A 22,650-nucleotide genomic window follows, 5' to 3' on the forward strand; every position below is an offset into this window, starting at 1 on the left:
CGCGGATCGCCGCGACGCTAGACGCGGTCGATCAGGCCTGATGTCAATCCTCCGGACCGACGCCGTCGAGCGGCGACAGCGTGCCGCCCAGCACATGATAGGCGGTGTTCATCGCGCCGGCCCGCTCCAGCGCCCACAGATCCGACACGTCTTCCACCACGATGATGACCGACTGGTCGCGCCGGTCGTCGGTGCAGACGGTGCAGGGGTCGATCGTATCGACATTGCCGCAGCAGGAGCAGATCTTCACCTTGTCATAGGCCTCGCCCATCGCATGGCCGAGAGGCCCAAGAAGCTGTTCCTTCTTCTTGATGAGATGCAACGCCGCCCGCCGCGCCGAGCGGGGGCCAAGCCCCGGCACTTTTGCCAGAAGCTGGATCAGTTTTTCGATTTCGGGACCGGTGACTCGTTTTGCCATGAGCGTTTTCTACTGCATAAATCGGGAAACGGGAATCATGAAGCGCAAAGGGCAGTCCATGAAAATACGGGCGGTGTGCCGAGGCGAGGCGAAAAGCCTGCCGGGAAAGACGATGAAGACGGGTATCTTCAAGCATCCCGTCCACGGCCCGGTCATGGTTGACGCGGAAGGCATCGTCAGCGACGCCGTCTGCAATCGCAAACATCACGGCGGGCCGGATCAGGCGATTTACGTCATGGGGTCCGTCGATCTCGATTTCTGGTCGCGCTCTCTGGGCTTTGTGATCGAAGCCGGGTTTTTCGGCGAAAACCTTGTTCTTGATGGCGTCGACAGCGCAAAACTCCATGTCGGCGACAGGTTCTTGGCCCACGAAGTCGTGCTGGAGGTAACCGCCGCCCGCATTCCCTGCGCCACTTTGTCGGCCCGCATCGGCGATCCCGATTTCGCACCGCGTTTCCGGCAGGCGGGCCAGCCGGGTTTTTATTGCCGGGTGCTGAAAGGCGGAATGCTTGCCGCCGGGGAGGATATCGCCTTCGAACCCTATCAGGGAACGAAACTGCCTATACCGACCATTCTCCAGCGCTTCCGTCCCATGCAGCTCACCATGGCTGAACGCACGGCCTATCTCGAAACGCCGCTTGCAAGCCGGTTCCGCGCGATGCTGGAAGCCTAGACCCTGTCTTGACGCGAGGACGGCGTGCGTCACGCCATCCTCTTCGGTCGGATATCAGAACGGGAATTTCATGCCGGGCGGCAGCGGCAGGCCCGCGGTCAGGCCGGCCATCTTTTCCTGCGCCTGTGCTTCGCCCTTTTCCTTGGCGTCCTTGTGGGCAGCCACGATCAGGTCTTCGAGGATTTCCACCTCGTCTTCCTTGAACAGCGAAGGATCGATTTTCAGGCCGCGCATTTCGCCCTTGCCATTGAGAATGACGGTCACGAGACCGCCGCCAGCCCTGCCTTCGACTTCAAGGGCGGCGATTTCTTCCTGCACCTTCTCCATCTTGGACTGCATTTCCTTGACCTTGCCCATCATGCCCATGATGTCACGCATGTGCCAAACTCCTGTTCTTTTTGTTTAAAACTCGATGTCGTCGCCGGGAAGGATGTCGCCTTCGCTCGATTCGGCAACCGATGGCGGCGCGATTTCTTCCGCCTCATCCTGTACGGCGGCGCGAATGCGCACGTCGGTGATTTTTGCGCCGGGAAACTGCGCCAGAATGGCGGCAACGTCAGGATCCTGACGCGCATCGACAAGACGGGCATCCCGGGCATTGCTTTCGGCTTCAACAAGGGTCGGCTCGCCCTGTTCCTTGCTGAGGCTGACGATCCAGTGGATACCGGTCCATTCCTTGAGCTTCACGCCAAGTTCACCCGGCAGAGAGCCCGGCGCGCCATCGCCGAGGCGCATATCAAGCCGGCCGGGCTCCAACCGCACCAGACGCACGAAGCCGCGCACCTTGGCCCGCATGACGGGATCGCGGTTCTTCTGGCAGAGATCAGCAATATCCTGCACCGAAGTGACGGGAACCTTCGGCTCCGGCCGCTCTTCGGTTTTCGGTGCCGCGACCTGCATCTCCTGCGGGCGGCTGTCCGGAACGGCGCGCAGCACGGCGGAGGTCTGCGGTGTCGTCTGGCGCTGGGCGGGAAGATCGAGAGGTCTTCCCGCGGCCACCGCCTGTCCTGACGAATAGGCGCGCGCACCGCCGCCATTGCCGCCGCCCGAAGGTCCGCCATTGGCATAACCGCCGTCGCCGTTCGAAAGCTCCAGCAGGCGCCGGGCAGCATCTTCCGGAGCCGGCAGATTGGCGGCATGCGAAAGCCGGATCAGCACCATTTCGGCCGCACCCGCCGGACGCGAGGCATTTTCCGTTTCCGGAATGCCTTTCAGTAGCATCTGCCAGATGCGCGAGAGTGCGGTTACCGCAATCGTCTCGGCAAATTCCGCGCCGCGCACGCGCTCGATCTCGGAAAGCGAGGGGTCTTCCGCCGCGTCCGGCACATATTTCATGCGGGTGACGAGATGGGTGAAATCGGCAAGGTCGTTGAGCACAACGACAGGGTTTGCACCCGCCTCATATTGCCCGTTGAATTCCAAAAGGGCGGCCGCGACATCGCCTTTGACGACATGCTGAAATAGATCGACGATACGCGCACGGTCGGCAAGGCCGAGCATGCCGCGCACCGCTTCCGCCTCCACGCGGCCTCCACCATGGGCAATCGCCTGATCGAGCAGGGAAAGGCCGTCACGCGCAGAGCCCTCGGCCGCACGGGCGATCATCGACAGCGCCTGCGGCTCCGCGTCAAAGCCTTCCTTGCCGGCAATGGCGGTGAACAGGCCGACCAGATCGGCGGCGCTGATGCGACGCAGGTCAAAGCGCTGGCAGCGCGACAGAACGGTGATCGGAACCTTGCGGATTTCGGTGGTTGCAAAGATGAATTTCACATGTTCCGGCGGCTCTTCAAGGGTCTTCAGAAGACCGTTGAAAGCCTGCGTCGAGAGCATGTGCACTTCGTCGATGATATAGACCTTGTAGCGTGCCGAAACCGGGCGGTAACGCACCTGTTCGATGATCTCGCGAATATCGTCGATGCCGGTATGGGAGGCGGCGTCCATCTCGATCACGTCGACATGCCGGCCTTCCATGATCGCCTGGCAATGTTCGCCGGGGATGCGCAGGTCGATGGTCGGCTTGTCGATGGTGTCGGTCTTGTAATTCAGCGCGCGGGCGAGAATGCGGGCCGTGGTCGTCTTGCCCACGCCGCGAACGCCGGTCAGCATATAGGCCTGCGCGATACGCCCGGTCTCAAACGCGTTGGTCAGCGTGCGGACCATCGGCTCCTGGCCGACCATCAAATCGGAAAAATCCTTGGGGCGATATTTGCGCGCCAGTACCCGGTAGCCGGTCCCGACCTGGGATTCGCTTGATGTGGTGGGTACGGTGTCGCTCATTGCCTCGCCAGTTTGTTTTGCCAGTTGTCTTGGGGCGCTGAACTGGCCCGGCGAAAGCTGAGCACGTCTTTTAAAAAAGGTGGGAGGCTGGCACGGCGACCCGTGCCGGGCTCGTTAGGGCTGCTTCCTTCCGGACCTGACCCGGTTGGCGAGTGGCTCGTCCACCACCAACCTCCCGGGGCCACATATCGGCAATATCGAAAGCAAATGCAAGCCAAGCCTTCAAAAAACTGCTATCACAATGAAAACAAACATGGAGGACACCTTGGAGACATTCCGGCTGGATGACAGACTGGCGCGCGACAGTGTGCTTGTGACACGTTTGGGACTATGTGAACTGCGTTTGCAAAACGACAACCGCTGGCCCTGGCTGGTGCTGGTGCCGCAGCGAGACGGCGTCAGTGAATTATTCGATCTCACCCCGCTTGATCAGGCCGTGCTGACATTCGAGACCAATCTCGTCGCGTCTGCCTTGAAAGAAATCACCGGAGCCACCAAGATCAATGTCGGTGCTTTGGGCAATATCGTCCGGCAGCTTCATGTCCACATTATCGCCCGCAATGAAGGCGACACCTGCTGGCCGGGTCCCATCTGGGGCCACGGAACGCCTGTGCCCTATGCCGTGGGCGAAAAGGAAACTTTGATGAAAAAAATCTCCGGCGCGCTCTGATGATATCAATGAAAATTTTTGAAACCACTGCCCCCCATCCCGAAGCAAGCCTGCTGACAGCCTTTTCCAAGAACGCCCTCGACCGTTTTGCCGAAAAACGGTCGGAAGAATGCGTTGCCGATGCGCTGAAGGTCGATGGCACCCATATTTTCGCTTTCTCTGGCAACAGGCTTGTCCTGAAGCATGACGAGCAGGTCATCGACCCCCTGTTTTCCGCTTATGAGCTGGCTGAACTGCAGCCGGATTTCGACAATGCCGTGCTGCTCGGATATCGCGAAACCGGCGAGCCGAGAATTGCGGTGCCGGTTGCCGTTGCCGAGGATCAGCTCGCAAGCCACTACAAGCTCGCCGACGCCCGCACGCTTTATCGCGACCATCTTCTCGATGAGGAATTGTTGAGCGAGGTTGCCCAGGCCGTCAGTCTCACCCACTGGAACGCCGACAATCGCTTTTGTGGAAAGTGCGGCGGCACCATGGAACTGCGCATCGGTGGCTACAAGCGTATCTGCGCCGCCTGCAACCACACTATTTTTCCCCGCACCGATCCCGTCGTCATCATGATGACGATCGATATCGAGCGTGATCTTTGCTTGCTTGGCCGTGGTGCGCATTTTGCGCCGGGCATGTATTCGTGCCTTGCTGGTTTTGTGGAGCCGGGAGAAACCATCGAGCAGGCCGTCCGCCGCGAAACGCATGAGGAATCCGGCGTCGAAATCGGCCGCGTGCGTTACCACGCGTCGCAGCCCTGGCCGATGCCGCATACGCTGATGATCGGCTGTTATGCCGAGGCACTGTCTTTCGATATTGCCCGCGATGAGATCGAACTGGAGGATTGCCGCTGGTTCACACGGGCGGAAGTCGCCAAGATGCTGGAGACGGCAACGGGTGAGGGCTTTTCCGCGCCTCCCGGTGGCGCCATCGCGCACCGTCTGATGCGCGATTGGGTGGAATGGACGAAATAATCGCGTTCGGCAGGCTCAACCCTGGTTGAGCTTGCCGCGCATCGCATGGCCCTTGTAGACGCCGAGAATGCGGACTTTTTCGGAGAAGAAGCGCAACTCGTCCAGCGCATGCCGCACCGGCTCGTCATCGGGGTGGCCTTCAATATCGGCATAAAACTGCGTCGCCACGAATTTGCCGCCGAGCTGGTAGCTTTCGAGCTTCGTCATGTTGATGCCGTTTGTCGCAAAGCCACCCATGGCCTTGTAGAGCGCAGCCGGAATATTGCGGACATTGAAGACGAAAGTCGTGACGATGATTTCGTCAGGGGATTGACGCTTGGCCCAATTCTCATCGCGGGAAAGCACGACGAAACGGGTGACGTTGTTTTCCGAATCCTCGACATTTTCAGCCAGAATATCGAGACCGTAAAGATCGGCGGCAAGACGGGGCGCCAAGGCTGCCATGCTGCGGTCGCCCTTTTCGGAAACCTGCTTGGCAGCGCCCGCGGTATCGCCGGCAATAACCGGCTTCCAGCCGTTGGAGCGGATGATCTTGCGGCACTGGCCAAGCGCGTGGATGTGGCTGTGCACGGTGCGGATCTCGTCTTTTTTCACACCCGGCATCACCATCAGCTGGAAGCGGATCGGCATGAAATATTCACCGATGATGTGAAGGCGCGATTCCGGCAGCAGGTGATGAATATCCGCAACGCGGCCGGCCAGCGTGTTCTCGATCGGGATCATGCCAAGATCGGCTTCGCCGTTTTCGATGGCGTTGAAGGCGTCCTCGAAGGTCGGGCACGGCAAAGGCTCCATGTCCGGGAACATGTCGCGGCAGGCCATGTCGGAATTCGCGCCGAATTCGCCCTGAAAGGCAATGCGTTTTGTGCTCAAGGTCATGGGACTGTCCGTTAGAGGGGTCTGCTTGCAAGAATGGTACGGGCTTTTTCGAGATCGTGCGGCGTATCGACGCCAAGCGGCACGGAGCGGACGATTTCAGCATCGATGCGCATGTCGGCTTCCAGTGCGCGCAGCTGTTCCAGCCGCTCGCGTTTCTCCAGCGGCGATGGCGGAAGGCTCACGAATGTCTCGAGTGCTGCGCGGCGATAGGTGTAAAGCCCGATATGGTGATAAAGCGGCCCGTCACCGTAAGGCGCGGTCGCACGGGTAAAATAAAGCGCGCGCAATCGCGTCTCGGAAAGCGGACTGCCGACGACTTTCACGACGTTCGGATTGGTTTTTTCTTCCTCGTCGGTGATTTCGACCGTCAGCGTCGCAATGTCGACGGCAGGATTTTCCAGCGGGCGCAGCGAAGCGCGGATTGTTTCCGCCTCAATCGTCGGAAGGTCGCCCTGGACATTGATGACATATTCGGCCTTGCCATAGGGGTCGGCCTTCTGCAAAGCCTCGAAAATGCGGTCAGAACCGGACTGGTGATCGTCGCGCGTCATCATCACATCGAAACCGGCATTTTTTACGGCCGAAAAAACCTGTTCGTCATCCACCGCGACGACGATTCGCTCGGCCCCTGCTTCACGTGCCCTCAGCGCAACCTGCACGATCATCGGCTTGCCGCCAATGTCCGCGAGCGGCTTGCCGGGCAGGCGTGTGGATGCCATCCGCGCCGGTATGAGGACGACAGCTTTCTCGAAATCCCGATTCTTCATCCGACACCCTTCAAATCCCGCCCGAAAAGTGTCAAAACGTCACGGTGTGGGGAGCATTATTCAAGTTGCGCAGGCTGTGCAAAAGCCATAGCTTTCGAGCAATTTCAAGATGCCCGTTATATATAGAGCGGATGCGAGGGAGCGCGTTTAGATGAATTCTTATGTAAATATGGGCGTTGGGGCGCTTTTGGGCACGGTTTTCGTCCTGATGTCGGTGTCAATTGCGTCTGAGGGCATTTTCCATGCGCCCGCGCCCGAAAAGGAAGGTTACGCCATTGCTGCGGCAGAGGGTGGCGGCGAAGCAGGTGGCGGAGAAACCGCTGCCGCGGCGACGCCGATCGCACAATTGCTTGCGAACGCCGACGCCGCCAAGGGTGAGACGGTCTTCAAGAAGTGTACGAGCTGTCATACCGGAGAGAGTGGTGGTGCAAACAAGGTCGGCCCCAATCTCTTCGATATCGTCAACCGGCCGATCGCCAGCCATGAAGGTTTCAGCTACTCCGCGGGGATGAAGGATTTCTCCAAGGGCGGTTCCGTGCATTGGGATTATGATCATCTCAGCTTCTTCCTCGAAGCTCCCAAGAAGCACGTTCCCGGCACGGCCATGGGCTTTGCGGGTGTGAAGAAGGAAACGGAACGCGCCGATCTCATCGCCTATCTGCGCACGCTGTCGGCAAACCCGGCGCCGCTGCCGGATCCGGCTGCCGCTCCCGCGCCGACGAACTGACGAATTCATGTTTCATGAAAAAAGCCCGGCAGCGATGCCGGGCTTTTTGATTCTGGCGTGCATCCGGCGTTTGAAAGGTCAGAAACCCTTGCCGCCGCGCAATTCGGAAATGACCGTCCCGACCATGATCTTGATATCCAGCCAGACCGAAAAATTCTCGACGTAATAAAGATCGGAAACGATACGCGCGCGCGCCTTGTCGCTGCGGTCGGTCGGGCCGCGCAATCCCCGCATCTGGGCAAGACCGGTAATGCCTGGCCGCACCCGGTGCCGCATGTGGTAGTGGGGAACAAGGTCCTCATAAAGACGGCCAGCCGCCAGCATGCCGATGGCATGGCAGCGTGGGCCGACCAAAGACATGTCGCCTTTCAGCACGTTGATGAGCTGCGGCAGCTCATCGATATTTGTGCGGCGGAGAACGGCGCCGATACGTGTTATCCGTGGATCGTTCTTCACCGTTTGTGCCACGCCGGTGGCGTCGCCCAGTTCGGTTCTCATCGAGCGAAATTTATAGACGCGGATTTTCCGGCCGTTCATGCCCCAGCGGACCTGCGAGAACAGGACCGGCCCCTTGCTGTCGAATTTGACCAGAACCGCAACGGTCAGCAGGACCGGGGCGAGTGCAACAAGGGCGATGGACGCCCCTGCAATGTCGATTGTTCTTTTGAGTGCGAACTGGCCGCGCTGGAACGCCGAGATATTACTTTCCAAAACGGAAGGTTGCGTTTCCGAAGCTTCAAAAGTGGCTGCCGTGGAATAGGGAGCGCCGTAAAAAACGGCATGCGATGAGCCTTTAGTACCCAGCATAATATAGAGCCCTGAAAAGTTATTCTGAAACAAGAAAATTAATTTATATGAACGATTAATAATTCATTTACCGTAAAAAGTCATCCGAAATGTAACCGTCTTTGCGCAAATGGCAATCTACGGTTAATGCGTCTGCACGCATATGTTGCGAGCCGCGCACCATCTCCGCTCGTGGCTGCGGATCGGGCGTCATCAAGCCTTTGGAAAGGGTGAATGGGCCAGCCGGCGGTGAGATCATCGATACCGCTCGCCGCCCCGGGAAATCGGTCTGCCGGTGACCTGAAAAGTGGTCAGTTCCCCATCAATATATCAAGCAGGGTCGTCTGCTTCGGCCCGGATGTGGCAGGTGCCTGAGCGCCGATATCGGCTGGCGGCACGGGTCCGTTTCCGGCTGAGTAGCCGGGTTCCATGTCGCGTGAGGGAATGTTTGTCGGCGGCATGGGCGCACCCGGCTGACCGGCGTTTGGCGAAACGGGTGCCTCGGGATAGGCGCGGTTATTTGTGGAGCCTCCGCCAAGCGCATTGGAAATGATGTCGCCGATGGAGGAGGGTGCGTTTTCAGGTGACGGCTGCTGCATTTCCCCAAGGGATGGTACATTGCCAGCGCCAAGCCCGAAGAGGGGCGACGGAGAGAGCCCGGAATGGGCGGCAGTCATGAAATCCTTCCAGGCCTTTGCCGGCAACCCGCCGCCGGTGACCTTTTTCATCGACGTACCATCGTCATTGCCGAACCAGACGCCCGTGGTCAGGTTGCTTGTATAACCGACAAAAAGTGCGTCGCGGAAAGACTGCGTCGTGCCGGATTTTCCGGCCGCCTGCCAGCCTTGCAGGCGCGCGGCCTTTCCGGTGCCTTCGGTGATGACGCGTGACAACATGCCGTTCATGGTCGCGGCGATCTCTTCGCTCAGCACGCGCGGCGGATTGTCGTATTTGTTTTCGTACAGCACCTTGCCATCTGCGTCGGTGATGCGCTTGACGACATGGGGTGTCGCCTTGTAGCCGCCATTCATGAAGGGGGCGTAGGAGGCCGTAAGCTCCATCAGCGACACTTCCGAAGTGCCGAGCGCGATGGAAGCATTGTTCTGCAGCTCCGATTCGATGCCCATGCGATGCGCCACCTGGGTCACCCGATCGGGGCCGACTTCCATCACCAGCTGCGCGGCAATGGTGTTCAGCGAATTGGCGAGTGCCGTGGCAAGCGTGACTTCGCCACGATATTTCTTCTCATAGTTTTCCGGTGTCCAGTTTCCGATGCGGACCGGGCCGTCATTGCGAATGGTGTAAGGTGTAAGCCCCGATTCGAGCGCGGCGACGTAAACGAAAGGCTTGAATGCCGAGCCGGGTTGCCGTTTCGCCTTGGCGGCGCGGTTGAACTGGCTTTCGGCATAATCCGCCCCGCCCACAACGGCCCGGATCGCGCCGGTACCATCGATGGAAACCAGAGCCGCCTGCGAGGCGCCCTGCTTCTTGCCGTCTCCCTGCAGAACATGGCTCAGCGCTTTTTCAGCGTCGCGTTCGAGATTGGGGTCGATGGTCGTGTCGACGACGATGTCCTGCTTGACGTCGCCAATCAGGCCGCGAACTTCCTCCAGCACCATATCGGCGGCATAATGCTCGGCGCCGGACCAGAAACGTTTGGCCTTGGTCGGCGGCTGCGACATGGCGGTCTTGATCTCGTCATCGGTGATGAAGCCGACATCCCGCATGGATTGCAGCACGACCTGCGCCCGCTGTTCCGCTGCCTGCGGGTCACGCGCCGGTGAAAGGCGCGAGGGTGCTTTGAGAAGCCCGGCAAGTGTTGCGGCTTCACCAAGATTAACGTCGCGTGCGGATTTGTTGAAGTAGCGCCGGGAGGCGGCTTCAACACCATAGGCGTTGGATCCGAAATAGACACGATTGAGATACATCGCGAGGATCTGGTCCTTGGTGTATTTATGCTCCAGCCAGAAGGACAACAGCACTTCCTGAACCTTGCGCTCAAGCGTTCGGTCGGGCGACAGGAAGAGGTTTTTCGCCAGCTGCTGCGTCAGCGTCGAGCCGCCCTGCACGGTCCGCCCCGTCAGCACATTGGTGACGATGGCGCGCCCAAGACCAAGGGGATCGACACCGAAATGCGAATAAAAACGTCGGTCCTCGATCGCCATCACCGCTTGCGGAATGTACGGCGACATGTCTTCGAGCGCGAGGGCCTCGCCACCCGTGGTGCCGCGATTGGCAAGCACGCTGCCGTTCACTGACACGATCTTCACATTCGGCGGGCGTTCGGGAATGGACCAGCTGCTGGCGCTCGGCATGCGCGCGCCATAATAAAAGACCAGACCGGCAATGCCGATCCCACCCCAGATGCCAAGCACGATGCACCAGTAAATCAGGGAACGGATCATGCCCGTCGAGCCACGGCCGGAACTGCGGCTGCGCTTTTCCCTTTTTTGCGATTTGGCGCGACCGCTGGCCGGCTTTGATTTCTTGGCAGGCTGTTTCGCTGTTCCGCTGATACGCTCGCTGGCATCGAGGCGCAGGTCATCGCCGGACTCGTGGAAATCCCCGAAGGAAGGTTCTACCCGTTCGCGTGATTTGCCCTTGCCTGCCATTCAGCCGAAGTCGCTCCTTATTCGCGAAACCGCGCGCATCCCACCATGGATTTGAGGCTTCTATGCCTGCGCGATCCTTAATCCACGATGAAGAGTTTAAATGCGGCAATTTAAGGCGGGGTTAAGTCCTGAAAGGATCAAATCGGCGTCATTGGCAGACGTCGACCCATTCCGCCCGCGTCAGTCGCGCCATCATGTCGGGTGAAATCCGCACCGCCGCATTGGTGGCACCGGCTGCCGGAACCACCTCGGTGTAGTTTTTGAGAGAGATGTCGCAAAACACTGGAAGCGGCGAGGGCAGCCCGAAAGGGCAGACGCCACCAACGGGATGGCTGGTTACCGCAACCACCTCTTCAGGTCCGAGCATGCGCGGTTTGGCGCCGAAATGATCGCGGAATTTGCGGTTGTCCAGCCGTTTCGTGCCGGCGGCGACCACGAGAAGAATGGTGTCGCCCGCCTTCAGGCAGATCGTTTTGGCGATCTGGTCTGGATCGACGCCGTGTGCTTCGGCAGCCAGCGCAACCGTCGCCGAACTCGCTTCGGTTTCGATCACGGCCACTTCGGGTGACTTCTCGGTGAAAAAGGCTCTGACGGATTCGATGGTCATGCGTATTTATTAGGCGGTAAGCGGAGAGGCTTCAAGATGCCACCAGATAGCTATGCATTTTGCGCAATGCTGCGCTGCAATGAATCGTCTGTTTTTTAAGCGGGTATCCTGTAAATTCAAATCATCGAAGCGACGCACTCCTCCTCCCAGCGTCGCCCGATTGGACTGACAATACTCCTCCTCCCAATTGTCAGTCAGTTTCAAGAACCCGGCGCACCTCCTCCCGCGCCGGGTTTTTGCTGTTTAAGGGCTTGTTTCCCGCGCCTTTCATTTTCCGTTGGTTCACAAAGCTCGTCCGGTTTTTCAAAGAAACTTGACTTTTCGCCCCTGCCAACCTAGGTGTTCGCCCATCGATATTTGTTTGACGACCAGAGCTTCGGCACCTTTTTGAGGTGCGCACGACGATCTTTCCTTCAAATTCGACCCAAGACCGCACTGCGTGCAGTGCAAATACAATTTGCCAACGGAAGGAAATCGTTATGGCGACTGGTACAGTAAAGTGGTTCAACGCAACCAAGGGCTACGGCTTCATTCAGCCTGACGACGGTTCGCAGGACGTCTTCGTTCACATCTCCGCAGTTGAGCGCGCTGGTCTGACCGCCCTCAACGACGGTCAGAAGCTCTCCTACGAGCTGATGCAGGATCGCCGCTCGGGCAAGATGTCCGCAGGCAACCTCGTTGCTGCCTGACTAAGCGCTCTGGCCCTGAGGGGCCATTGACATCAAATGGAAAGGCCGGATTTTTCCGGCCTTTTTCTTTTGCGGAGACGGCCCGCAACCGACCGGTCTTGAAAAAGGCAAACCGCATACCAATATAGGGTTCAACGGTGTTCCGGACAGGAGCCGTCAGGCTGGCATGTATAAAAGTGCCGCTGTTCTCGCGTTAACCAAAGATTAACCGAAACAGCTGATCCTGATGGTGAAAGCAGCGTCGACACGATCGACGCGCTCAGGAACATCAGACCGTTTGAACGCTTTGACCACGGATGTACTGGCACTGACGAAAAAACGGATGGAAAGGTCGGGCTTGCCCGGCCTTTTTGTTTTTTGGCGTCCAAAAACAAAATGAGGAGGCGTCGAATAGCCGGCGCCTCCTCTCTATTTGATTACTTCGCTGCGAGCGCGTCGAGAATGCGCACCCATGAGCGGATGCCCTTGTGGAAGGACTGCAGGTCGTATTTTTCATTCGGCGAATGAATGCGGTCATCGGTAAGGCCAAAACCGACGAGCAGCGAATCCATGCCCAGCATCTTCTGGAAATCGCCGACGATCGGGATCGAACCTCCCATGCCGATCACGACGGCGGGTTTGGGCCACTCTTCCGAAAGCGCATTCTTGGCCTTCGTCAGGACGGGTGAATCATAGGAAAGCTGGATGGCCGGCGATGCGCCGTGCTCATGAAACTCTACCGAGCAATCCGCCGGGATTTTCGAGCGGACATAGGCCCGGAAACTCTCACGGATGGCTGCCGGGTTCTGCTCTCCAACGAGGCGGAAGGAAACCTTGGCAGACGCCTTGGCGGCGATCACGGTCTTGAAGCCGTCGCCGGTATAGCCGCCGATAATGCCGTTTACCTCCGCCGTCGGACGCGCCCAGGTCTGCTCCAGCACGGAGCGACCCTTTTCACCGGAAGGTACTGAAAGGCCGACCTCACCGAGGAAGGCCTCTGCACTGCGGCCCAGCGTTTCCCAGGAGGCCTTGATATTGGCAGGGGTTTCCTCCACGCCATCGTAGAAGCCGGCAAGTGTCACCCGGCCGGTCTCGTCATGCAGGCCGGCGAGAATATCGGTCAGGATGTGGATGGGATTTGCGGCAGCGCCACCGAAAAGGCCGGAATGCAGATCGCGGTCGGCTGCGGTGATGACGATCTCCTCGCCGACCAGGCCACGAAGGGCAGCGGCAATGGCGGGCGTATCGCGGTCCCACATGCCGGTATCGCATACCAGCGCGTAGTCGGCCTTCAACTCATCGGCATTTGCTTCAAGAAACGGCTTCAGAGACGGTGAGCCGGATTCTTCCTCGCCTTCGAAAAGAATGGTGACGCGCACCGGCAGGCCGCCATTGACCGCCTTATAGGCGCGGCAGGCTTCCACGAATGTCATCAGCTGGCCCTTGTCGTCAGCCGTCCCGCGCCCGGTGATCACCTGCCGGCCGGCGCCGATATCCTTCACGGCAGGCTCGAACGGATCATTTTCCCAAAGATTGAGCGGATCGACCGGCTGCACATCGTAATGGCCGTAGAAAAGCACATGTGGGGCGTCTTTCGTGGCTGCGTCGTGATGCGCCACCACCATCGGATGGCCGGCCGTATCGCGAACGGAGGCCTCAAAACCCAATGAGGAAAGGCTTCTCACCAGCCATTCCGCCGCCTTGCGGCATTCCGCCTTGTAAGCAGGGTCCGTGGAAATCGACGGAATGCGTACGAGTTCGAACAGCCGCTCGAGGCTGGAGGTGAGGTTGTCGTCGGCCGTGGAAAGAATGGGGGAAACGTCTGTCATCGCTGATCCTGTCATGTCTGTCGTGACCCGGCGATAAGACGAAACATCCGGGCATCGCGCATCGCGGGAAACAAGGGGCAGGCGTGCCGTGAATCGGCAAACGCGCAGCCGCCGGAACGATAGAGCAGTTCGAGAAAACTGCGAAGCGGTTTTCCGCCCGGAACCCGGCTATCTCGGCGATGAAAGGCTCGGCAGCAGGGAGACGAATTTGGGGCGCTATTTCGCTTTCTTGGCGCTGTCGATTGCCCGGCGCATATATTCCAGCAGAAGCTGTTTTTCAAAACGCCTGAAATCCTTGAGCAGTGCGTCCTCTGTCGCCTCGGAGGCGGCGATGGCGTTCGCCTCCAGATCCCGGCCGCGCTGCGTCAGTTCGATGATCTGGGCACGGCGGTCGCTTGGATGGGATTTGCGCAGGATCAGCCCGTCACGCTCCATACGCGATAACGTATTGGCGAGTGTTGCCTGTTCGATGTCGATTCTATCAAGCAATTGCCGCTGCGTCAGGCCTTCCTCATGCCAAAGCTCGATGAGAATCGGGAATTGCCCGGGAGAGAAACCCAATGCGGCAGCTCGCTTCTGGAGCGCCATGGTGAATTCCCTTGCCATTCTCGCGGCGAGATAGATCGCCGATTCGTCCCGGGAAAAACCCATTCGTCTGTCCGTAAACTTCGTAGCCAGCGCATTCCGCGCAATTTCGATAGTGCGATATATATCGCATGATATGTTTAAGCCAGCCTGGAAAATGGCGCAAAATAAAACCGCCATGGCCGGGAGGGGTCGGCCATGGCGGTCATATTGGAGGACAAAGGCCCGGAGAGGGGGAAAGGCCTTTGTCCGGTCTGATGCGGCGGGGGACGAGCCTACAATCAGACTACGGCGTGATCAGGCGCCGTCCCCTAAGAAATGTGTCTGCAAATGCGGCTTTTCAAGGGAAAATCCATTACAAATCGGTAACGTTCGGGTGAATTTCACGGGCTTTTCCGGACGCTTCGCTTCATACGCTTTGCGGTGCGTTATGCGAAGTTTCTATGGACGTCAAAACGGCCCCGCGTTATCCATATCGCCATGAAAAAAGGCGATCATCTCTTCCTCGTTGACGGTTCCGGTTTCATTTTCCGGGCGTTCCATGCCATTCCGCCGCTGAACCGCAAGTCGGACGGGCTGCCGGTCAACGCCGTTTCCGGCTTCTGCAACATGTTGTGGAAGCTCCTGAAGGATGCGCGCAATACCGATGTCGGTGTCACCCCCACACATTTCGCGGTCATATTCGATTATTCGTCGAAGACATTCCGCAATGAGCTTTATGATCTCTACAAGGCCAACCGCAGCGCGCCACCGGAAGACCTTGTTCCGCAATTCGGCCTGATCCGCGAAGCGACACGCGCCTTCAACCTTCCCTGCATCGAGACGGAGGGCTTCGAGGCGGACGATATCATCGCCACCTATGCCCGCCAGGCGGAGGCCGTCGGCGCCGATGTCACCATCATCTCGTCCGACAAGGATCTGATGCAGCTCGTCACGGCCAATGTGCACATGTACGACGCCATGAAGGACAAGCAGATCGGCATTCCCGATGTCATCGAAAAATGGGGCGTAGGTCCCGAAAAGATGATCGACCTTCAGGCGATGACCGGCGACTCCACCGATAATGTCCCCGGCATTCCCGGCATTGGCCCGAAGACGGCGGCGCAATTGCTGGAGGAATACGGCGATCTCGATACCCTTCTGGCGCGTGCGGATGAAATCAAGCAGCAGAAACGCCGGGAAAATATCATTGCTAATGCGGAGCTTGCCCGCCTTTCCAGACAGCTTGTAGCGCTCAGGACCGATGTGCCGCTGGAACAGTCTCTTGAGGCCTTGGTGCTCGAACCGCAGAACGGCCCGAAACTCATTGCCTTCCTGAAGGCCATGGAATTCACGACGCTGACGCGCCGGGTTGCCGAAGCGACCGAAACCGATGCCTCGGCCATCGACCCCGCCAATGTGCCGGTGCAATGGGGTGCCGATGCCCATGGTCCCGATCTCGATGCGCCTGCCCCTGCCGTCTCTGCCGGTGAAGCGGTCGCTGATGCGAAAAATGCGCCGGCTTCCCCGGCAGCGACAGCAAGAAAGGCGACGGGGGAGGGCAGTGCGCCCGCCGATCTCGCCACGGCACGGCAAACGGTGTTTGCCGCCGCCAGGATCGACACGACAGCCTACACGACGATCAGGGATCTGGCGGCGCTGGACCGCTGGGTTGCGGCGGCCCGCGAAACCGGTGTCGTCGCCTTCGATACGGAAACGACCTCGCTCGACCCCATGCAGGCCGAACTCGTCGGATTTTCGCTGGCGATTGCAGATAATGGCAAGGATGCCTCGGGCACGGATATCCGTGCTGCCTATGTTCCCTTGACACACAAGACCGGCTCCGGCGGCGATCTTTTCAGCGATGGTATCAAGCTGGCCGAAGGGCAGGTGCACTTTAAGGAGGCGATGGAGCGTCTGAAGAGCCTGCTTGAGGACCCGGCCGTTCTGAAAATCGCTCAGAACCTCAAATATGATTACCTGCTGATGAAACGCCATGGCGTCGTCATGCAGAGTTTCGACGACACGATGCTGATTTCCTATGTTCTGGAGGCCGGCAAGGGCACACATGGCATGGATTCGCTGTCCGAACGCTGGCTCGGTCACAAGCCGATCGCCTACAAGGATGTGACGGGGTCGGGCAGGTCGAGCGTCACCTTCGATTTCGTCGATATCGACAAGGCGACGGCTTACGCGGCGGAAGATGCGGATGTCACATTGCGCCTCTGGATGGTGCTGAAGCCCCGGCTTGCCGCCGAGCGCCTGACCAAGGTCTATGAGCGGCTGGAACGCCCCTTGGTGCCGGTTCTGGCGCATATGGAGGAGCGTGGCATCACCGTGGACCGGCAAATCCTGTCGCGTCTCTCCGGCGAACTGGCCCAGAAGGCGACTGCCTTCGAAGAGGAAGTTTATCAGCTGGCGGGCGAGCGTTTCAATATCGGATCGCCCAAGCAGCTTGGTGATATCCTATTCGGCCGGATGGGCCTGCCGGGCGGTTCGAAAACCAAGACCGGCCAATGGTCGACATCGGCGCAGGTGCTGGAAGATCTGGCCGCGGAAGGTGCCGAACTGCCGCGCAAGATCGTCGACTGGCGTCAGCTGACCAAACTGAAATCGACCTATACGGATGCGCTGCCCGGCTATATTCATCCAGAGACGAAGCGGGTGCATACGTCTTACGCGCTTGCCTCCACCACGACGGGGCGCCTGTCGTCTTCGGAGCCGAACCTCCAGAACATTCCGGTGCGTACCGCCGAAGGCCGCAAGATTCGCACGGCCTTCATCTCCACGCCCGGCCACAAGCTGCTGTCGGCCGATTACAGCCAGATCGAATTGCGCGTGCTTGCCCATGTCGCGGATATTCCGCAGCTTCGCAACGCGTTTGAAAACGGCATCGACATTCATGCGATGACCGCATCGGAAATGTTCGGTGTGCCGGTGGAAGGTATGCCGTCGGAAGTGCGCCGCCGCGCCAAGGCCATCAACTTCGGTATCATCTACGGTATTTCCGCTTTCGGGCTGGCCAATCAGCTCAGCATCGCCCGTTCTGAGGCGGGTGAATATATCAAGAAATATTTCGAGCGGTTCCCCGGCATTCGCGACTACATGGAAGCGACCAAGGCTTTCGCCCGCGAAAACGGTTATGTCGAAACGATTTTCGGCCGCCGCGCCCATTATCCGGAGATCCGCTCCTCCAACCCTTCCGTAAAAGCCTTCAACGAGCGTGCGGCCATCAACGCGCCGATCCAGGGTTCCGCGGCCGATATCATCCGCCGTGCGATGGTCCGTATCGAGCCGGCGCTGGAGGCAGAAAAACTTTCCGCCCGCATGCTGCTGCAGGTGCATGACGAACTCATCTTCGAAGTCGAGGAAGCGGAAATCGAAAAGACCCTGCCCGTCGTCGTCTCCGTGATGGAAAATGCGGCGATGCCGGCGATATCCATGAAGGTGCCGCTGCAGGTGGATGCCCGCGCGGCCGACAACTGGGATGAGGCGCACTGAAAGGTCGCAGGACCTGCGAAATCCACCGGTCGATGTCATTGATCTGTTGCGTATCGGGACTAGGGGAAACGTCTCAAAAGGAGTTTCCCCATGCACGCCCCGGTCGTCTCGAAAGATCTCGAGTATATTTCCGCTGCCAACCACGATCAGCCGCCGCGCCATCTCGGCAGCCGCTTTAACGCCGAGCGCGAATTCCTGCCCGAGCCGGGTAACACGGTCGTCTGCCACCTCGTTGAAGGCTCGCAAACCGAGAGCGCGATCATCACGACACGCCAGCGTTTTCTGGACATGCCCGAGGCATCGCTGCTTGCCTTCACGCCGGTTTCCAGCCTGCATATGACGGTGTTTCAGGGCATCATCGAGTTCCGGCGCATGGCTCCCTATTGGCCCGAGGAGATGCCGCTCGATACGCCGATCGACACGATGACCGAATATTATCGTGACCGTCTTTCGGCCTTTCCGGTTCTGCCGGGCTTCAACATGCAGGTGACGGGTCTTAAACCGACAGGACTGGTGATGAAGGGGGCGACCGCTGAAGACGACCGGACTGTCGCTCTGTGGCGCGATGCATTTGCTGAAGCCTTCGGTTACCGCCATCCCGATCACGAAAGCTATGAGTTTCATATCACGCTGTCCTACATCACACGCTGGTTTGCGCCGGAAAGCCTGCCGCGGTGGCAGGCAATGCTGGACGAAGAGCTGGAAAAACTGCGCGCAGCAGCCCCTGTCATCGAGATGCGCCCGCCTGCTTTCTGTGAATTCATGGACATGAACCACTTCAAGGAACTCATCGTTTTTGATAGAAGTGAGGCCTGATTTGCGTGCACCTCCAGCCTGCTCGTCGTCCCTGTTCCGCTGAATCGGAAAAAATGCGCGTCAGGGCTGGTCAAAGCCCGTTAGGGCATGTATAAGCGCGCCAAATTTCCGATATCGAGACACCCGACATTCGGCCTTTGGTTCTGGCCGGTTCCGTTGTTTCGCCGCTAAAGTGGAGTAACAAAAATGGCTGTACCAAAAAGAAAAACAAGCCCGTCCAAGCGCGGTATGCGCCGCTCGGCTGACGGTCTCAAGTCTGCAACCTATGTTGAAGACAAGAACTCCGGCGAACTGCGCCGTCCGCACCATATCGATCTGAAGACCGGTATGTATCGCGGCCGTCAGGTTCTGACGCCGAAGGAAAGCGCATAAGCTTTTCCGACATTGTAATTACAAAAAACCGGCCCTCGTGGCCGGTTTTTTGTTTTCAGGACCGTTTGGCTGTCTTTTCCACTCACTTGGAAAATTCGGCCACTCCTCCTACACTCTGCTCGGGAGAGCAGTTTGGTGCGCGTTAGGGGGAGTTTCGGTGAAATATCGCTGGATTTTGTTGATGCTTCTCAGCCTCGGTCTCGGCTACGGCGCCGTGACGAAGGGTGACGGCATCATCGCGGAAAGCTATTTCGGCGAAGTATCCGATCAGGGCCGCACCACCCTCAGGCTGGCCGTCTCTGCCCTCGGTGGGCTTTTGAGCCGTTACGAACCGCTGCCGGCTCTGATCGCCGATCACGACGACATTGAGGAGCTGGTCGCGCATCCGAAGGATGAGGCGCTGCGTCAGCGCGCCAATGTCTATCTCAAATCCATCAACACCCTCTTGGAATCCTCCGATATCTACATCATTACGCTGGATGGAGAGACGATCGCCGCCAGCAATTACGATGGACCCACGAGCTTCGTCGGCGAGAATTTCAGCTACCGGCCCTATTTCCAGGATGCCGCCAAGGGCTTCAAGTCGCGTTTCTTCGCGCTTGGCACCACCTCTCACAAACGTGGCTATTATTTCTCCGCCCCCATCCTCTTCAACGAGGAGATCAAGGGCGTCATCGTCTTCAAGGTCGATATTGAAGGCATAGAGGCATCCTTCGGCGATGGCGAGAACCGCATCCTCGTATCGGATCCGGAAGGCATCATCTTCATGACGGGAACGCCGCAATGGCTTTATTCCGGCCTGATGCCGCTGACACCCGAAAGGCTTGCGCGCACGGAGGCATCCCGCCGTTACGCGAACGCCACCCTGAAGGAACTGCCGCTGAAAAACGGCAGCTTCGGCTCCCATCAATTGATGACGATCACCCAGGATGACGGTGAGAGGGAATATCTCGTCCTGTCGCAGCCGATGCCGGATGCGGGCTGGACCGTCAGCGTGCTGATGGATACGGGCTCACTCAGAACGCAGGTCAAGACGGCAATGATCGCCATCATTCTCTGCCTGTGTCTTGCCGCTGCCGTTATCGCGGCCATGCTGCAAAGACGCCGGCGTCTGCGTGAACGTCTGACCCACCAGGCGGAAGCGCAGGCGGAACTGGAACGCCGGGTGGAGGAACGCACTGCTGATCTGGCGCGCGTGAACCAGGAGATCGAACACGAAATCGCCGAACGCCGCCAGACCGAGAAACAATTGCGCAAGATGCAGAACGATCTGGTGCAGGCGGGCAAGCTTGCGGCACTCGGGCAGATGTCGGCGGCCCTGTCGCATGAGTTCAATCAGCCGCTTGCCGCCGCCAAGAATTATGCCGAAAACGCGTCGCTCCTGGTAGAGCGGGGGCGGCTGGAAGAGGTGACGGAGAACCTCAGGCGTATTTCAGGCCTCATCGACCGCATGGCGTCCATCAGCAAGCACCTCAGGAATTTCGCCCGCAAGCCCAACGAAAAAATGGCTGCGGTCAGTCTGGATACCGTCCTTCGTGACACGCTCGAAATCGTCGGCGCGCGGCTGAAGGCCGCCGATGCGGTTCTGGATGTCGATCTCGGTTCGGTGCCGCTTGCGGTGAAAGCCGGGCCGGTGCGGCTGCAGCAGGTGCTGGTCAACATCATCTCCAATGCCGCCGATGCGGTGGAAGGGCGCGAGGACCGCCGCATCGCTTTGAAAGCCGTGCTGAACGGTCAGTCGGTGTCGATTTTCATCCGCGACCGTGGTCCCGGCGTTCCGCCGGCAATTTCGGAACGCATCTTCGATCCCTTCTTCACCACCAAGGGTGTGGGGCGCGGCCTCGGTCTCGGCCTCTCCATCACCTACAATATCATCAAGGATTTTGGCGGCCAGCTGCGCGTCAGAAACCATGAAGACGGCGGGGCGGAATTCGAGATCGAATTGCCGGCAGCTGCCTATCGCGTGGAGGTGGCGGCGGAATGACCATGTCGCGCGTTCTGTTGATCGATGACGAAGAGGAACTGCGCTTTTCCACCGCGCAGGCGCTGGAGCTTTCCGGTTTTGCCGTCACCATGCTTGCGAGTGCCGAACATGCGCTCGAACTCATCGGCTATAGCTTCGATGGCGTCGTGGTCAGCGATATCAGGATGCCCGGCATGGATGGCATGACGCTGCTGCAGAAGGTGAGGGAGCTTGATCCGGAAATACCTGTCATCCTGATGACGGGTCATGGCGATGTGCAGCTGGCGGTCAACGCCATGCGCAACGGCGCCTATGACTTCATCGAAAAGCCCTTCACCCCGCAATATCTCGCCGGCATCATCAAAAGAGCCAATGATCGGCGGGCGCTGGTGCTGGAAAACCGCCGCCTGAAGGCGGTGGCGGGCAAGCATGACGATCTCGAGACGCGTCTGCCCGGCCGAACCCAGATCATGGTCGATCTGCGTTACCGCATCCGCGCCATCGGTGCGACGGATGCCGACACGCTCATCGTCGGCGATACCGGCGCGGGCAAGGAGGTGGTGGCGCGGGCGCTTCACGATATCAGCGCCAGAGCCAACCGGCCCTTCGTGGCGATCAATTGCGCCGCCCTGCCGCAAACACTGATCGAAAGCGAGCTGTTCGGCCACGAGGCGGGCGCCTTTCCGGGTGCGCTGCGCCCGCGCTACGGCAAGTTCGAGCACGCCCGCGGCGGCACCATCCTGCTGGATGAAATAGGCTCCATGCCGTTTGAATTGCAGGGCCGGTTCCTGCGCGTGTTGCAGGAAAGGGTGATTACCCGCCTTGGCTCCAACGAGACAGTGGAACTCGATGTCCGCTTTATCGCCACCAGCAAGGTGGATCTGGAGCAGGAGGTTGCGGCCGGTCGGTTCCGCGCAGACCTTCTCTACCGCCTGAATGTGGCGACGCTTCTTGTCCCCTCCCTGTCGCAGCGCAGCGCTGACATTCCCTTGCTTTTCCTGCATCTGGTGAGGGAGGCCGCTGCCCGTTACGGGCGGGAAGACATGGAGGTTCCTCAGCAACTGCTCTCGGCGATCTCCCTGCGTGAATGGCCGGGCAATGTGCGGGAATTGCGCAATGCGGCGGACCGCTTCGTGCTCGGTCTGGAAAGCGACGTTGCCGAACCATCGCTGCCGTTCCCGGACGATGGCAGGGCAGCACTTGCCGCGAAGGTCGCCGCTTATGAAAAGAGCCTCATTGCGCGCGCGATAGCCGTCCATGGCGGAAATCTGAAATCCGTCTATGAGGCGCTCGGTATCTCGCGCAAAACGCTTTACGAAAAAATGCAGAAATACGAACTGCACCGTCATATGACCGAGGTGTAATGGGTGGATTTCCACCCATGGACGAGGCCTCATGGGTGGAAATCCACCCATTGCCAGCAGTGATAGCGATAAAACCGCACCTCATTTGCAAGACCGCCATTGCTGAACGCTGATCCCGGATCGCAAATAGCTCACCCCGGCCGCCATAGAGGAGTATGCGCGGCTGAAGTGGCGAACATTTTCATCCGGGAGGAA

Annotated in this window: 19 protein-coding genes, 1 other RNA gene and 1 pseudogene; 10 read left to right on the forward strand and 11 right to left on the reverse strand. The window is 59.1% G+C overall.

Features of this window, described 5'->3' with window-relative positions; translation table 11 throughout:
* Positions 1-46: 46 nt before the first annotated feature.
* A pseudogene (locus AGR13A_RS00160) lies at positions 47-418 on the reverse strand (toprim domain-containing protein); the annotation flags it as partial.
* A 37-nt stretch (positions 419-455) separates the two neighbouring features.
* On the opposite strand from AGR13A_RS00160, the gene AGR13A_RS00165 reads away from it, so the two are divergent.
* Entirely contained in the window at positions 456-1,091 is a 636-nt protein-coding gene (locus AGR13A_RS00165) for an MOSC domain-containing protein (protein ID WP_167377357.1), read from the forward strand.
* Between the two features lie 54 nt (positions 1,092-1,145).
* Here AGR13A_RS00165 and AGR13A_RS00170 read toward each other — a convergent pair whose 3' ends face one another.
* The 3 genes from AGR13A_RS00170 to ffs all read right to left on the reverse strand — a co-directional run bounded on the left by AGR13A_RS00170 (position 1,146) and on the right by ffs (position 3,544).
* Positions 1,146-1,469, reverse strand: a complete 324-nt coding sequence (locus AGR13A_RS00170) for a YbaB/EbfC family nucleoid-associated protein (RefSeq protein ID WP_003507179.1) — start codon at positions 1,467-1,469, stop codon at positions 1,146-1,148.
* 24 nt (positions 1,470-1,493) lie between these two features.
* Positions 1,494-3,368: a DNA polymerase III subunit gamma/tau gene (locus tag AGR13A_RS00175; RefSeq protein WP_080832965.1), complete on the reverse strand. Its 1,875-nt coding sequence runs from the start codon at positions 3,366-3,368 to the stop codon at positions 1,494-1,496.
* Positions 3,369-3,447: 79 nt separating this feature from the next.
* Positions 3,448-3,544, reverse strand: an RNA gene (gene ffs, locus AGR13A_RS00180) — signal recognition particle sRNA small type.
* Positions 3,545-3,609: 65 nt separating this feature from the next.
* Here ffs and AGR13A_RS00185 point away from each other — a divergent pair.
* Positions 3,610-4,038 carry an HIT domain-containing protein gene (locus tag AGR13A_RS00185; protein ID WP_059758936.1) on the forward strand — a complete coding sequence of 143 codons (429 nt, stop codon included), beginning with the start codon at positions 3,610-3,612 and terminating at the stop codon, positions 4,036-4,038.
* Positions 4,038-5,000, forward strand: a complete 963-nt coding sequence (gene nudC / locus AGR13A_RS00190; RefSeq protein ID WP_080722940.1) for an NAD(+) diphosphatase — start codon at positions 4,038-4,040, stop codon at positions 4,998-5,000. Before AGR13A_RS00185 ends, nudC begins: the two co-directional genes overlap by 1 nt.
* Before the next feature lie 15 nt (positions 5,001-5,015).
* Here the strand turns inward: nudC and AGR13A_RS00195 are convergent, their stop codons facing one another.
* Both AGR13A_RS00195 and AGR13A_RS00200 read right to left on the reverse strand, forming a co-directional pair.
* Positions 5,016-5,879, reverse strand: coding sequence for a prephenate dehydratase (locus AGR13A_RS00195; RefSeq protein WP_035219689.1), 864 nt, complete (start codon positions 5,877-5,879; stop codon positions 5,016-5,018).
* An 11-nt stretch (positions 5,880-5,890) separates the two neighbouring features.
* Positions 5,891-6,646 carry a 3-deoxy-manno-octulosonate cytidylyltransferase gene (locus AGR13A_RS00200; protein WP_080832968.1) on the reverse strand — a complete coding sequence of 252 codons (756 nt, stop codon included), beginning with the start codon at positions 6,644-6,646 and terminating at the stop codon, positions 5,891-5,893.
* 151 nt (positions 6,647-6,797) lie between these two features.
* On the opposite strand from AGR13A_RS00200, the gene AGR13A_RS00205 reads away from it, so the two are divergent.
* Positions 6,798-7,373: a c-type cytochrome gene (locus tag AGR13A_RS00205; RefSeq protein ID WP_035219687.1), complete on the forward strand. Its 576-nt coding sequence runs from the start codon at positions 6,798-6,800 to the stop codon at positions 7,371-7,373.
* A gap of 78 nt (positions 7,374-7,451) precedes the next feature.
* Here the strand turns inward: AGR13A_RS00205 and AGR13A_RS00210 are convergent, their stop codons facing one another.
* The 3 genes from AGR13A_RS00210 to AGR13A_RS00220 form a co-directional block, all read right to left on the reverse strand.
* The gene (locus AGR13A_RS00210) at positions 7,452-8,180 is read right to left on the reverse strand and encodes a sugar transferase (protein ID WP_003492987.1); all 729 of its coding nucleotides are present in this window, start codon (positions 8,178-8,180) and stop codon (positions 7,452-7,454) included.
* Between the two features lie 290 nt (positions 8,181-8,470).
* Entirely contained in the window at positions 8,471-10,771 is a 2,301-nt protein-coding gene (locus AGR13A_RS00215; RefSeq protein ID WP_080832970.1) for a transglycosylase domain-containing protein, read from the reverse strand.
* 148 nt (positions 10,772-10,919) lie between these two features.
* A complete protein-coding gene (locus AGR13A_RS00220) occupies positions 10,920-11,378 on the reverse strand; it encodes a YbaK/EbsC family protein (protein ID WP_035219682.1) in 459 nt (152 codons plus the stop codon).
* A 479-nt stretch (positions 11,379-11,857) separates the two neighbouring features.
* Here AGR13A_RS00220 and AGR13A_RS00230 point away from each other — a divergent pair, with 479 nt between their 5' ends.
* Positions 11,858-12,067 (forward strand): cold-shock protein, encoded by a 210-nt coding sequence (locus AGR13A_RS00230; RefSeq protein WP_003492998.1) that lies wholly within the window; start codon positions 11,858-11,860, stop codon positions 12,065-12,067.
* Between the two features lie 416 nt (positions 12,068-12,483).
* On the opposite strand, the gene AGR13A_RS00235 is transcribed toward AGR13A_RS00230, so the two are convergent.
* Together AGR13A_RS00235 and AGR13A_RS00240 are read right to left on the reverse strand one after the other, a co-directional pair.
* Positions 12,484-13,875 carry a dipeptidase gene (locus tag AGR13A_RS00235; protein WP_080832977.1) on the reverse strand — a complete coding sequence of 464 codons (1,392 nt, stop codon included), beginning with the start codon at positions 13,873-13,875 and terminating at the stop codon, positions 12,484-12,486.
* A 216-nt stretch (positions 13,876-14,091) separates the two neighbouring features.
* Positions 14,092-14,526 (reverse strand): MarR family winged helix-turn-helix transcriptional regulator, encoded by a 435-nt coding sequence (locus tag AGR13A_RS00240; RefSeq protein WP_080832979.1) that lies wholly within the window; start codon positions 14,524-14,526, stop codon positions 14,092-14,094.
* Between the two features lie 414 nt (positions 14,527-14,940).
* Between AGR13A_RS00240 and polA the strand changes: the two genes are divergently transcribed.
* The 5 genes from polA to AGR13A_RS00265 all read left to right on the forward strand — a co-directional run bounded on the left by polA (position 14,941) and on the right by AGR13A_RS00265 (position 22,455).
* Complete coding sequence (polA, locus tag AGR13A_RS00245) at positions 14,941-17,940, forward strand: DNA polymerase I (RefSeq protein WP_080832981.1); 3,000 nt, start codon at positions 14,941-14,943, stop codon at positions 17,938-17,940.
* A gap of 90 nt (positions 17,941-18,030) precedes the next feature.
* On the forward strand, positions 18,031-18,756 hold the full coding sequence (locus tag AGR13A_RS00250) for a DUF1868 domain-containing protein (protein WP_080832984.1): 726 nt from the start codon (positions 18,031-18,033) through the stop codon (positions 18,754-18,756).
* Between the two features lie 186 nt (positions 18,757-18,942).
* Positions 18,943-19,128, forward strand: a complete 186-nt coding sequence (gene rpmF, locus AGR13A_RS00255; protein WP_003507205.1) for a 50S ribosomal protein L32 — start codon at positions 18,943-18,945, stop codon at positions 19,126-19,128.
* Between the two features lie 181 nt (positions 19,129-19,309).
* Positions 19,310-21,112: a sensor histidine kinase gene (locus AGR13A_RS00260; RefSeq protein ID WP_167377358.1), complete on the forward strand. Its 1,803-nt coding sequence runs from the start codon at positions 19,310-19,312 to the stop codon at positions 21,110-21,112.
* Positions 21,109-22,455: a sigma-54-dependent transcriptional regulator gene (locus AGR13A_RS00265; RefSeq protein ID WP_035219661.1), complete on the forward strand. Its 1,347-nt coding sequence runs from the start codon at positions 21,109-21,111 to the stop codon at positions 22,453-22,455. The genes AGR13A_RS00260 and AGR13A_RS00265 overlap by 4 nt, the downstream gene beginning before the upstream one ends.
* Positions 22,456-22,650 lie beyond the last annotated feature (195 nt).

The sequence above is a fragment of the Agrobacterium genomosp. 13 str. CFBP 6927 genome, from assembly GCA_900012615.1.
Taxonomy (GTDB): domain Bacteria; phylum Pseudomonadota; class Alphaproteobacteria; order Rhizobiales; family Rhizobiaceae; genus Agrobacterium.